The organism is Sivoneniella epilithica UHCC 1019, from assembly GCF_040830845.1.
Taxonomy (GTDB): domain Bacteria; phylum Cyanobacteriota; class Cyanobacteriia; order Leptolyngbyales; family Leptolyngbyaceae; genus ULC077BIN1.
This window is the reverse complement of the sequence record NZ_JBFPDP010000024.1, coordinates 49,558-62,187: the sequence shown is the minus strand read 5'-3', so window position 1 is coordinate 62,187 and position 12,630 is coordinate 49,558. Positions and strand designations below refer to the sequence as shown.

At 47.9% G+C, this 12,630-nt stretch carries 14 protein-coding genes; 6 read left to right on the top strand and 8 right to left on the bottom strand.

The genetic code is table 11. The features are described from left to right. Positions 1–35 precede the first annotated feature (35 nt). The 7 genes from AB3R30_RS15510 to AB3R30_RS15480 all read right to left on the bottom strand — a co-directional run bounded on the left by AB3R30_RS15510 (position 36) and on the right by AB3R30_RS15480 (position 6,384). Positions 36–1,256 carry a 3-dehydroquinate synthase gene (locus AB3R30_RS15510; RefSeq protein ID WP_458650109.1) on the bottom strand — a complete coding sequence of 407 codons (1,221 nt, stop codon included), beginning with the start codon at positions 1,254–1,256 and terminating at the stop codon, positions 36–38. A gap of 53 nt (positions 1,257–1,309) precedes the next feature. Then, positions 1,310–2,242, bottom strand: coding sequence for a UbiA-like protein EboC (gene eboC / locus AB3R30_RS15505; protein ID WP_458650108.1), 933 nt, complete (start codon positions 2,240–2,242; stop codon positions 1,310–1,312). A 33-nt stretch (positions 2,243–2,275) separates the two neighbouring features. Beyond that, complete coding sequence (locus AB3R30_RS15500) at positions 2,276–3,199, bottom strand: TatD family hydrolase (protein ID WP_458650107.1); 924 nt, start codon at positions 3,197–3,199, stop codon at positions 2,276–2,278. A gap of 46 nt (positions 3,200–3,245) precedes the next feature. Continuing rightward, positions 3,246–4,127, bottom strand: a complete 882-nt coding sequence (locus AB3R30_RS15495) for an EboA family metabolite traffic protein (RefSeq protein ID WP_458650106.1) — start codon at positions 4,125–4,127, stop codon at positions 3,246–3,248. A gap of 220 nt (positions 4,128–4,347) precedes the next feature. Continuing rightward, complete coding sequence (locus tag AB3R30_RS15490) at positions 4,348–4,776, bottom strand: NUDIX hydrolase (RefSeq protein WP_458650105.1); 429 nt, start codon at positions 4,774–4,776, stop codon at positions 4,348–4,350. Between the two features lie 18 nt (positions 4,777–4,794). Beyond that, positions 4,795–5,286 (bottom strand): DUF3531 family protein, encoded by a 492-nt coding sequence (locus tag AB3R30_RS15485; protein WP_458650104.1) that lies wholly within the window; start codon positions 5,284–5,286, stop codon positions 4,795–4,797. Positions 5,287–5,442: 156 nt separating this feature from the next. Continuing rightward, positions 5,443–6,384, bottom strand: coding sequence for a Sll0314/Alr1548 family TPR repeat-containing protein (locus AB3R30_RS15480; protein ID WP_458650103.1), 942 nt, complete (start codon positions 6,382–6,384; stop codon positions 5,443–5,445). A 180-nt stretch (positions 6,385–6,564) separates the two neighbouring features. On the opposite strand from AB3R30_RS15480, the gene AB3R30_RS15475 reads away from it, so the two are divergent. Further along, on the top strand, positions 6,565–7,239 hold the full coding sequence (locus AB3R30_RS15475) for an ABC transporter ATP-binding protein (RefSeq protein ID WP_458650102.1): 675 nt from the start codon (positions 6,565–6,567) through the stop codon (positions 7,237–7,239). Positions 7,240–7,245: 6 nt separating this feature from the next. On the opposite strand, the gene AB3R30_RS15470 is transcribed toward AB3R30_RS15475, so the two are convergent. Further along, on the bottom strand, positions 7,246–7,683 hold the full coding sequence (locus tag AB3R30_RS15470; RefSeq protein ID WP_458650101.1) for a response regulator: 438 nt from the start codon (positions 7,681–7,683) through the stop codon (positions 7,246–7,248). 310 nt (positions 7,684–7,993) lie between these two features. On the opposite strand from AB3R30_RS15470, the gene AB3R30_RS15465 reads away from it, so the two are divergent. From AB3R30_RS15465 to AB3R30_RS15445, 5 genes are all read left to right on the top strand, one after another. Continuing rightward, positions 7,994–8,713: a response regulator gene (locus tag AB3R30_RS15465; protein ID WP_458650100.1), complete on the top strand. Its 720-nt coding sequence runs from the start codon at positions 7,994–7,996 to the stop codon at positions 8,711–8,713. A 62-nt stretch (positions 8,714–8,775) separates the two neighbouring features. After that, the gene (locus AB3R30_RS15460) at positions 8,776–10,038 is read left to right on the top strand and encodes a dicarboxylate/amino acid:cation symporter (RefSeq protein ID WP_458650099.1); all 1,263 of its coding nucleotides are present in this window, start codon (positions 8,776–8,778) and stop codon (positions 10,036–10,038) included. Between the two features lie 145 nt (positions 10,039–10,183). After that, positions 10,184–11,248, top strand: a complete 1,065-nt coding sequence (egtD, locus tag AB3R30_RS15455) for an L-histidine N(alpha)-methyltransferase (protein WP_458650098.1) — start codon at positions 10,184–10,186, stop codon at positions 11,246–11,248. Positions 11,249–11,505: 257 nt separating this feature from the next. Continuing rightward, entirely contained in the window at positions 11,506–12,162 is a 657-nt protein-coding gene (locus AB3R30_RS15450) for a hypothetical protein (RefSeq protein WP_458650097.1), read from the top strand. A gap of 92 nt (positions 12,163–12,254) precedes the next feature. Next, a complete protein-coding gene (locus AB3R30_RS15445; protein WP_458650096.1) occupies positions 12,255–12,572 on the top strand; it encodes an SH3 domain-containing protein in 318 nt (105 codons plus the stop codon). The last annotated feature ends 58 nt before the right edge of the window (positions 12,573–12,630 follow it).

Sequence of the window (12,630 nt, the reverse complement as noted above, 5' to 3'; positions counted from 1 at the left end):
CAATTCCTCACGATTTATCCACCTACATTTTTTCGCTAATTTACAGATTCAAACATCTCTTGCATTATCAAGATTGCCTGTTGATAAAGAGAAAGATTGACTTGATGAACTTCGACTCCCTTGCCGATTTCCGACAGCAGAGTAACTGATAACTCGCCACCCAAGTGTTCTTGAAACTCCGTCAGTCCTTTGAAAATAGATTGAGGATGACGAGGTTGATCTAAATAGTCTCCAAGCTCTTTCACATACAGCGTAAATCCAAGCATTTGTAGAGTTTTTAGAATCCTCTGCCACTCTGATTGCGAGAGTAATCCACTTAAATAGGCATAGGTGCTATCCAATGCAATGCCGATCGCCACAGCTTCACCATGTCGCAGGTTATAGCCAGTCAAGTGTTCTAGCTTATGAGCCGCCCAATGACCAAAATCGAGCGGTCGTGCCGAACCCATTTCAAACGGATCGCCATTGTAAGCAATATGGTCTAAGTGAAGTTGAGCGCACCGATAAATCAACTGCTGCATTGCTGCCATATCGCGATTAGCCAAGGCATGAGCATGAGTTTCAATCAATCGATAGAACTCTGCATCCTTAATCAATGCCACTTTGACCGCTTCTGCCATCCCTGATCGCCAGTCGCGATCGTCCAGTGTTGTCAAGAAGGAAAAATCATTCAGGACGGCATAGGGGGGCGCAAAGGTGCCCAGAAAGTTCTTCTTACCAAAGGCATTAATACCATTCTTGACTCCCACTGCCGAGTCATCCTGGGATAAGACCGTCGTAGGCACCCGGATCAACCGTACCCCACGATGCGCCGTTGCTGCTGCATAGCCCACCATATCCAGCAGGGCACCCCCGCCGATCGCCATCACATAGGAATGACGACAGATGCCAGCAGTGTTAATCACTTGATGAAGCTGATCGACCCATTCTGGTTGGTTTTTGGCAATCTCGCCACCGGGAACGGCGATCGCATCAGTACTTAATGTCAAAATATCGTGATGGTAATTTGCATAGGCAGCCACCTGTTCCAGCAGCTTATCATGACACTGCAACACGCCTGAATCCACCACCACGATCATTCGCTTTGGACCCACTTCACCATCCGCCGCAATCACTTGTGCCAATAAGGGATTGTTTAATTCAAATAATCCCGTCGTGAAATGGACATCGTAAGTAAACTGAACCGGCACAACTTGGCGAATTAGGGGCAGGCTAGGCGCAGCGATCGCTTTGGGAGTTGGATAAGTGGTTGTCATGTGTTTAGGGCTTAATAAAGGTAAATCAAGATCACTGGAAAAACGAGTTGCACTCACGTCACAGCAAACAATTTTGCTAACCCAGTCGAGAGTGATAAAAGACTTAAAATCAGCAGTCCATAGAGCCAACCAGCAAAGCCAGCCGCCACTGCTGCATCCAAAACAATTAAAGACAAGATGCCTGCCCGGACTGCGGCTCGAATTTGGTCTGGATTTGGATCACGGGCAGCGTTGATAAACGCAGGCATCACTCGCACTGCCAGCAACCCGGCAAAGGGCAAGGCTGGCAAAATGGCATAGTTTGGTAGCAGTCCTAACGCCGCTGTCGCGCCAATCACAACGCCCACTAACACCACTGCCATAATTCCGGTGCTGCTTTTGCCACCATGCACTTCTCCTTGGCTAATGGCAGTAATCGCAGCAATATAAGTAATCGGAATCAGCGCCAAAAACCAGCGCTCCTGAAGCATGGCAGGTAGGGCACTCACCCCCAACAACAGGTTGCCCCCGCGACAAATACCCATGTTGAGCGGACCGAGAATGGTGTGGTGTTTGCCAGCGGCATCATAGAGGAGAGCCGCCAAAGCTACGAGGGTTGCGATCGCAGCACTCACAATTGACACTTGAGCCGCCGCCAAAATTCCGATAATCAATAGGGAACCTCCTAGGGCGATTGCTCCTTGGCGAGACGCTCGACCACTAGGAATGGGGCGTTCTGGACGCTCTTGAGCATCAAGCGCCGCATCAAACACATCGTTGAAAACAACTCCACCGCCATATAGTCCGGTTGTGGCAAGTAGCAGCCATCCTAGGGGAATAAAGCTGGTAAAGGATGCTTGACTGCCAGTAGATTCACTCAAGGTGATTACCAGTCCAGCAGCAGCAAAGCCCACTAAGATGTCTGCCCAAGCCGTGATGATGTTTGCAGGTCGGAGCATTTGGAAATATGCCCACAAAGGCTGCGACTTTAGACTGACCGTGTTCATAGTTCTCCTTGAATAGATGGCTGTCACAAATGGCTATTCGATGATCACAGACTCTCGCTCAGGCTCAAATTCTGGCTGTTGTCCACGCAATACAGAATTACCGTTAAAGAGTTGGCGTTGGTCAACAGGCAGTGGATCGAGCCAGTCTGATTCTTGAATCTCGCCACTCTGGCTGTAGGCAGCAAGGGCATTTTGATAACACACTGCATGGATGTGAGCTTCTGGAATGCCGCGCTCTAGCATCAATTGAGCCGTTTTTGGAACTGCTAGGGGATCACTAATGCCCCAGTCGGCAGCGCTATCGACAATGATGCGATCGCAACCATACTGACGAACAAGCTCGACCATCCGCTCATTGCCCATTTTTGTGTGTGGGTAAATGGAGAACGCCGCCCAAAATCCGTTGTCTAAGATTTCTTGCACAGTTTCTTCATTCGCGTGATCAACAATCACCCGTGCCGGATCGAGTCCGTGTTCTAAACACACCGCAATGCTGCGGCTGGTTCCGGCTTTCTTGTTGCGGTGAGGAGTGTGAATCAGGACTGGCTTATCAAATTCTTTAGCAAGCTCAAGCTGTAAGTGGAAGTATTTGTCCTCTGCGGCGGTCATGTCGTCATAGCCCACTTCGCCGATCGCCACGACTCCTTCCTTGCCAGCGTAAAGCGGCAATAGTTCCATCACTTGATCTGCGATCGCCTCATTATTGGCTTCCTTGGGATTTAATGAGATGGTGCAGTAGTGCCGAATCCCAAACTGTGCTGCCCGAAACCGTTCCCATCCAACCAAGCTGCTGAAATAGTCCTGAAAAGTGCCAGCACTGGTGCGGGGTTGCCCTCCCCAAAAGGAAGGCTCGATCACCGCAACGACTCCATATTGCCGCAGCACCAAGTAGTCGTAGGTCGTGCGGGCTGTCATGTGGATGTGCGGGTCAATGAACATCATTTTTTCGGTATCCATGATTGCCTTATCAAATAGGAAAAAAACACGCAAAACTTCTGAGAGATTAGTGAAGGCTTTGCCAAGTCAGGGTTCCTGATTGCACCAAAGTATTGAGATCCGAAAATCGGCTCAGCAACGCTTTTGCTTCAGGCAAAGGGGACTGAGAGCAAGCTAAAGCGCCCGCCTGACGTTGAACTGAGTCAGGATCATTCAAAACCTTTTCAAAATCTGCCAGAATTTCAGTATTTGCAAACGGTGCAACCGATCGCCATAGTTGAGGCGCTATGGGTCGTTTGGCAGCCCAACGTTCATGGGCATAATCTCTCAACATTTGAGCGAGTTCAGGGTTTGCCCGTTGATCAAGTCCCCAAATCAGATTCAATGGACTGCCCACAAACAGAGCCTTTAGCACCATTTGATTCCACGCTGGCTGGTCAAAATAGTCGGCTGGATAGGGATTGTGCAGGGCGATCGCATTGAAGACTGTGGTGATATTGCTGCGAAGCCCTTCGATCGCCCGTTTGCGTAGCCGTTCTGGATGAGGCAAGAGGGGCAAGCTTTGATAGAGTGCCACCAGTTCTGCAACGTCCGCAGCGGCAAAAAGTTTTTCGAGCGATTTTACATACGCCTCAGCATCCTCATGAGGCAGCGCCAGCAGTAAGAGAGTACGACTGATTTGATCGACACTCCAGCATTGAGGCAACCAGCCCGTTCGGAGTTTCTCAGCCATTTGCAGATCCGCTTCAGTTAGCTGCAAATCCTCTTTACCAACGTGGCGCGGGACAGCACTAAAGGCTGCAAATAAAGCTTTTTCAGAAGCCTGTGCAATCTGGTCTCGTTTTTCATTCAACCAAGCAAGCTTTGTGGTCGGAACCTGTCGTTCAAGCCAGTATTGCAGGAGGTCAACGACACTCGTTGGGTCAGGAATAATAGTAGATCTATGCATCGCCCTGTCACAGGTTTAGAACTTCTACAAGATACTTCTGCCAAAATAAATTATTCCAAAATATGTCATGTCAAAGACAAGACTAAATAAATAGCTAGCTATTTATGAACCTTGAGTAAAGTAGAACTCAGAAGAAGATCCGTGGAAGCCACAATATTCGTCAGATTTCGCGATCCGCTTTTGCCAATAGCTGTAACGCTGGGTTATGCGTTATTCAAGCTTACAAGTAGTTCAAACAGGGTTCGGGTACAAGCCGAAGTTCGCCCGATAGAAAGCGATCGCGCTCAAACCATCGGGCGGTGATGTTTTCTGCGGAACCATCAGCAAACACCAATTCTTCCAGTTGGTAAAACTTTGGATCAACAAAATCAGCACGATAAAGCTGAACCATTTCATGATACGGAGTGCCGCCATAGGTGAAGATATTTTCGCTACAACCGAGGTATTGAATATTGGTCAACGCTGCTTGAATTTCCTCTTGAAACTCTCGCTGAAGCGCCTCCAGACTCGTCTCGCCAAACTCAATCCCGCCGCCCAGCGCCCGATGAAACGTCTTTTGTTTGTAGGGATCGTATCCTTCATAGACAAACACGCGATCGCCCCGAAAAATCAACCCCAATGCCACCGCCCGAATCGCCAAACTTCCCATTACCTCTCGCCTCTCGCCTTAGTTGTATTGATTCTCAAACATCAGATCCGAGCGATGGCTCTCACCCGTTTGCCAATCTTCGTTTTCGCCGCCAATGATCACCTGCTCAATCGTGACAAAATCCTGACTAAATTGGCGAAGTGAATTGATCAATATGTCTAGAGCGATCGCGTCACTGGTGCCCAAATCAAACCAGCAGCGCGCCCAACCGCCCTCATATTCTATATCGCCCATATTGTGCATCAACGCCAGCAAGCTAGTTTCAGCCACATCTTCGTCATACTCCATGTAGCCAACTTCTAGCCCAACTTCTTGCACCTGCATATTTTCAGCATTGAAGCCGCCCAGTTTGCCAATAAAAAACCAAGAATTCAACACTTCCTCAACATATTGCTTTTCCATCTCAGATGGAACCGTGCTGAACTCCAGCCAAATCCATACACTGAATGGATTAAATTCACGAAACCGTATCTGCATAGCGATCGCTCCAAACGTTCCTACCTCCAGCATAGGGAAGGACGACGTAAAATGGGCGAGAAATAGGGGGCAGGGAACAGGGAATAGGAAACAGGGAACATAAGCCAGAAAAAAACTCAAAACTCATAATTCAAAACTCCCTCTTCCCTCTTCCCTCTTCCCTCTTCCCTCTTCCCTCTTCCCTCTTCCCTACTTTCCTCCTGCCAATCGCTCTTTGGTCTTACGCTGTGCCCGCTCCATTTCACGGACTAAGCCAACGAGCAACTGATCTTTTTTGCTCAAAGCTTTGTCGAAATAGGCAAGGCTTTCTTGATCTTTCCCTTGTTTTACTAAGATTCTAGCTTTTAGATACTGAATCTCAGGATTGTTGGGCGTGAGGGCGATCGCCCGATCCACAGAAGCCAGCGCTTTGTCATACTGCTTCATTTCCAAATAGCCCATTGCCAAACCGCGCTCTGCCAAATAGCGGGGATTTGCATATTTCTGTAACCGCTCGACCCCTTTTTCAGAGCTACCAAATGGCAAATAAATTCCGGTGTATACATCCATATAGCCCCGCAGCATATTGAGTTCGGGGTCATTAGGCGCGATCGCCTCTGCCGCATTCAAATACTTGATGACCTGCTGCAATTCCTTCAAAACTTGAGGCGTACCTTTAATCGTGCCCTCTTTTGTAAAAGCATACACACCGTCAAGAAAGTGGCTCACTGCCAGATACATATTGCCGCGCAGCGGATCGGTAGACAATAACTTTTCGGCAGCCGTGCGGGTTTGGGTGGCATAGCTGCGAAACTGTTCTAACGAGGCAGCTTGCTTCTCTTTATTATCTCGACCTACCAAAATATCGTTGTAAGCTAAGGTCGCTTTCATCGACAGTGCCAACGGTTCAGTGGATTCCGTTTGGCTCAAATAGGTTGCGGCAGCTTTGTAATCTCCCTGCTTAAAGAACGCCTCAAACGCAGCTTCAGTTTTATCGCTGATTGCTCTCGGATTTGTACTGCGGAAGGGATCTTTAGCAATGGCGGAACTTGTCAATAACCCGATCGCAAGCATTGCAGTACTCACAATCTGAGAAATGTTTTTGAGAGACAATGTTGCGCGGTCTTGGGGTACGGTTAGGCGGTCAGTCATAATTCAGGTCTCAGTGATCGGTTTCTATCCTAGCTTTGGTGCAATTCTCTAGCAACACAACCGAGTTGGGCATAATGAGAAAGCATCCGCTATGCTAGCTTTGCTAGACGGTTTCATAGAAGCTAGGTTCCTGGTTAAATCTGCTGGCTAAATTTTTCTTATCCTGATGGATTGTCGTAAATGTTGAACCTTAGAAATCTTTCTTATCATCCTCCTGCTGCCCATGTGCCGATTTTAAAGCAGATTAATTTGCAGGTTGCACCGCAGCAACTAACGCTGATTGTGGGTCCTAGCGGCTCTGGCAAAAGTACGCTGTTGGAGATTTTATCGGGGCTATCAGAAAAAACACAGGGAACAATCCATTGGCGTGATCAGGAGCTTACCTCGTTGCATTTGCAACAGTTGAGCGGTCTGGTGTTCCAGTTTCCAGAGCGCCATTTTTGCGGCGGCACCATTTTGGAAGAACTGCGGTTGGGTCATCCAGAAATCACCAGCGATCGCATTCAACAGGCGTTAACCGAAGTGGGATTAGAGCAGTTGTCTTTAGGCGCGAAACCCCACGCTCTCAGCGGCGGACAACAGCGGCGGCTAGCCTTGGCAGTGCAACTGATTCGCCAGCCTCATCTGCTGCTATTAGACGAACCAACAGCGGGACTTGACTGGTCTATGCGGCGGCAACTGGTGGGTCTATTGGCAAAACTGAAAAAACACTGGGGTTTGCTGGTAGTCTCTCACGATGTGGGAGATCTGCTTGAAATTGCTGATCAATGTTGGACTTTACAACACGGTGAACTGCTTTCAGTGACACCGGAGCGTTTAAGAGAGCAAGCATCTAAACCTCAGCTAGTCTCGTAAAACAGGTTATGGCATTTCACACAACATCCAATAGTTATCTAGGGCGATCATTAGGTCGGCAAATGCACTGAATGTTACTGGTTTAAGCAGATAGCCAGCAATGTTAAAGTTGTAGGCTTCAATCCGATCTTGATCACGGTTGGAAGTGGTCAGCACAACGACTGGTGTTTTTTGTAAGGCTGGATCGGTGCGGAGCGCGTGCAAAAACTCAATGCCGCCCATCTTAGGCATATTGAGATCTAGCAATATTAAGCGACGGTGTTCTGGAACCGCATCCAATTGATTTGGGCTGCTGCCCCGTAACATGGCGAGTGCTTCGATTCCATTGGTGGCAATGTAAAGCGGGTTAGAGATATTGTTTTTCTTAAATGCCCGTCTTACGTTCATCACATCTACTTCATCATCCTCAACCAAAAGGACATTAATTAATCGCGTTTCCTGCATTGATTTAGTGTTATTTAATGCTGCTCTTAATTATTGCTAATCACTCTTTTACAGTGAATCTATGACTGACCGTTTTGATTAAGCGATCGCATATTTCGCGGGTCAAATGTCAGTCTCAATTATGACATTGATAGCCCTGTCTATCTTTTTCATATCATAGACGGAGATCATTTAATTAAACTGTTGACCTTTAGAGAGAGGCTCTATGTCTATTGGTGGATGTGATTTAAAGTTAAAAACTCTATCTAAATAGTAGGGATTAAATATGATTCAGATTTAAAACTTTTGTCACTTGGTAAGGAATGAGGCAATGAGCGAACTTAATGTTGTACTAATCGAAGACCACGATCTAACTCGAATTGGATTGCGGACTGCATTAAAGCAGCAGGAAGGAATTCGCATTGTGGGCGAGGCTCCCAACGCTTCTCAAGGGTTGAGAGTCTTGGAAAGTACTCAACCCGATGTGGCGATCGTCGATATTGGGTTGCCCGACATGGATGGCATTGAGTTAACCCAAAAGTTTCGGCAGTTTCAAGCTACAAATCACAACGACAAAACGAAGATTTTGATTTTGACGATGCACGATAGTGAAGATGCGGTGCTGGCTGCATTTGCGGCAGGTGCAGATTCCTATTGCATGAAGGATGTGAGTATTGACAAGCTGGTGGAAGCGCTACGGGCGACTCATTCGGGTTGCTCGTGGATTGACCCCGCGATCGCCAATGTGGTATTACACCAAGTTCGTCAAACTCCATCCAATGGTCACAACACGAACCAAGCGAAAACCGTTGCAATTGGTGCAGTTGATCCAGAGATGGAGCAGGTATTAGAAAGCTATCCGCTGACGGAGCGCGAGTTGGAAATTTTGGAACTCATTGTGTCGGGGTGTAGCAATGCAGCGATCGCAGACAAGCTTTATATTACGGTGGGCACGGTCAAAACCCACGTCCGCAATATTTTGAGCAAGCTGTGTGCGGAAGATCGGACGCAAGCTGCGGTGCGGGCGCTGCGATCGGGCTTGGTGGCATAAGCGGCAGATTCAGGGGATCAAGTCTGAGATAATGACCTCGCACATGACTATCTGCGAGGCGCATGGAAACAATCATCGATTCGCGATCGCCCAAAAATCGCTCCATTAGTTTATCCACGCTGATTTTAATAGCGCTTGGCGCGGGAATTTTGTTTGGAATTGGGCTAAATCAGTTTGCTCCAGCCAGCGTTTCAGGGATTGATCACTATGTTTTAGATCCGATTGGGCAGATATTTTTACGCTTAATTCAGTTTGTCGTTATTCCAATTGTTTTTTCTTCCCTAATTTTGGGGTTAACCCGCATTCAAGATGCTAGTCAAGTAGGGCGATACACGCTCAAACTGATGACGAGCTATGCCGTCACCAGCGCGATCGCGGTTGCTTTAGGTATGGTGACATGCACTATCTTGCAGCCTGGGTCTGGCATCACAGGATTAGCTTTACCAGTCGCCACTATTCAGGAACAAAGTCCATCGCTACTCGATTGGCTGATTAGCTTGGTGCCTGTCAATCCGTTAGAAGCACTCAGCACCGGAAATTTACTGCAAACTATTTTTTCGGCAGCCCTGATCGGCATGGGCATTCAGCTTGCGGGGGAGAAAGCAACTAGCTTTTTGGCGGTGGTGGAAAGTGTGTATGCGATTAGTGAAAAAATTTTATCGATCATTCTCTACACCGCGCCCATCGGGGTTTTTGCGTTGATCAGTTCCATTATTGCAACCCAAGGATTGGCAGTGATTGCCAAACTGCTGGTTTACGTGCTAGGTCTGTTGCTCACCAGTTTTCTCATGGCAGGAGTCTATATTTTGGCATTGGCAATTCTTCAGGCAAAGCCCCTGCATCTTTTGCAAAGCCTGTTTCCGGCGCTCTCGCTTGCTTTTGGCACCGCCAGTTCTAATGCTGCCCTGCCGATCGCCCTACAGAATGTCCAGGAGACTTACGGCTTGCGTCCTGATATTGCCAGTTTTGCCATTCCTCTGGGTACTGCCCTAAAGCGAGACGGTGCCGCAATTTTACAAAGTTTCAATGCCTTATTTATTGCCCAGATTTATCACATTCCGATCACCGCAGAGATGGTGTTAGCGATCGCCCTCAGCGCTTTTCTCGTCTCCTTTAGTACTCCCGGTGTACCCGGTGCCGCTATCATCACCATGACTACTGTATTAGCAGCGGCAGGCTTACCGTTAGAAGGAGTCGCGATCGTTGCGGGAGTCGATCGCCTTACCGATGGCTTCAAAACTGTGATTAACGTCATCGGCAATGTCTCCAATGCAGTCATATTGAGCCATTGGGAAAGACAAAAAGAGGCGAGTGGCGAGAGGTAAAGGACGAAGAACAAACTCAAAACTCAAAACTCAAAACTCAAAACTTCCCTCCCTCTTCCCTGTTCCCTCTTCTCTTGCCTTTCCTATGGCAGAATGGCGAACAGTGGCATAGCCATCTTGTTCTATTGGGTGTTGGAGAGGTTGCATGTCAGGTTTTCAAGCGGGTGGTAAGGTGCCGTTTCAATTGGTTGCGGAAGCTGTTGTGGAAGAGCTTCCTTTAGAGTGGTCAACTCGGTTAAAAATTGACTATTTAGGGAATTCCAGCGATTCATCAGAGGAGGATAGTGGCGCGGATGTGGTGCAGGGATTGAGCCGATCGCCCAAAACAGTACCGCCAAAATATTTTTATGACGATCGCGGCTCTCAACTGTTTGAGCAAATTTGTGATCTGCCAGAGTATTACCTAACCCGTACCGAGACGGAGATTTTACAGCAGTATGCAGGGGCGATCGCCCAGCACACCGGAGCCTGTGAACTGGTGGAATTGGGCAGCGGCAGTTCCACGAAAACCCGGCTGTTGCTAGAAGCCTATCAAGCGCAAGATCATCCCTTGTGCTATCGCCCGATTGATGTCAGCGCAGGAATTTTGGAAAGCAGCGCTCAAAGCTTACTGCAAACTTATGATCACCTAAAAATTCATGCGTTAGTGGGCACTTATGAACAAGCGCTGCAAACGCTGTCAGATGGCTATTTGCCCCAACGAATGATTTGCTTTTTGGGGAGCAGTTTGGGCAACCTGAGCCAGGATGAGTGCGATCGCTTTTTTAATCAGGTGAGATTGGCATTGCGATCGGGGGGCTACTTTTTGCTCGGCGTGGATTTACACAAATCTACTGCCCAACTAGAGGCAGCCTATAACGACAGTCAAGGCGTTACTGCCGCTTTCAATCTGAATATGTTGCAGCACCTCAACCAGCGGTTTGACGGCAATTTTGACGTAGCTCAGTTTGAACATTTTGCTTTTTATAATACTGAGTTACAGCAAATTGAAATGCATCTCCGCAGCCTCAAATCTCAAACGATTGATTTGAAAGCCTTGAACCTGACGATTAATATGGCAGCCGGAGAAACGATTCGCAGTGAAATTTCACGCAAGTTTGATGTGGCAACGCTGCGATCGCAGCTTGAATCTAAGGGCATTGATTCAGTGCAAGTCTGGATGGATACCCATCAATGGTTTGGGCTATTGTTAGGGGAATATCGACCATAACTACTGCGGCGATCGCGGTTATAGATCCCATTTGACATCTTTTTTAATATTGCTGAATAAGGCACCTATAACCCTCTGAATCTAGTCGCTATAGCGTATTTGAACAGTCTCGCCGACGCAGGCAGAATGGGAAATTCTTGAGCCGCTATTGCCTCAGAAGAAAAATATAAAAACATTCCAAAAAAAAATTAAAAATTACGTTACCGCATTTTAATGCGGTAACGTAATTTTTTTTAGATCTGAAAAATTCTTTGATCATGAAGTATATCTATTCATTCCTATCTGTAGCCTTGGCGATCGCTTCTGTTGGTGTTACTGCGATCGCCAAAGCAGACACCGTAAATGCCCGCTGTGATGTCTATGCCAAAGGGCAAGACCGCGCCAAGTCTTCCGGTTCCTGTACCTTTTCCCAACGACAGGGTGCAGTTGGCATTCAACTGCAAAATGGCAAACGCTATGACTTGCGCCCAGTGGGTAGTAACCCCGGCAACTACCGTGATCAGAACGGAAAAGCCGCCTATCGCCAAGCTGGATTGGGCGACAAGGGACAGATTTATCGCCTTGCGAATGAATCCATTTTTGTGTATTGGGATGCCGCTCCCTATAGCAATCAGGGTAATACGAGTGGCAATCAGGGTAACACGATGGGCGGAAGTTCTATGGCTGCTAAGTCCCAGCCTGCGGCGGGTACGACCGTCTCTCGCCTGAATGATTTAGTGGGGGCACGGGCAGGGCAAGCAGAAAACGCAATCAAACAACGGGGCTATCGTTTCGTCAAGGCTTCTCCTTCTGGCAATTCTGTTTACAGTCAATGGCTAGAGGGCAAAACCAATTACTGTGTGACCATCCTCACCGAAGAAGGTCGCTACCAGTCGATCGTCTATGCGGGTGGTTCAGCAGATTGTGCGAAATAGTCGCAATGGCTTAGATCTCTGGCTTGTCAAAAAAGTCGAAGATCTCAATTCCTGGGTGCTTTGTTTGTAAACCTTTTTGAGGAGTTGTGATCATGTTGAAACGGAGTTTTCCGTTTGTTCTTGCTGCGATCGCTTTTATATCGGCGGTATCACCTGTTTTGGCACGGGGCATTTCTACTCTGAGAGCCAGTAACCCCAATGCGCGGATTAATGTGCGATCGCAACCTACGGTTAACTCTGGTTCACCGCACTATGGCGTACCGGGTGACCAAGTGCGCGTGATTCAGTGTGTCAAAGATCAAGATCGGCGCGGCAGTGGGTTGAACTGGTGCAAGGTGCAATTCGTCCAGTCGAAAGCGATCGGCTGGATTCGTAGTGACTTCATCATCTTTGCCGATGGCGGCGAGTAATCGCCTAAGTTGGCTGATCAAATAGTGGGTTGACTAATTGAATCTAACGAGGAGTAAT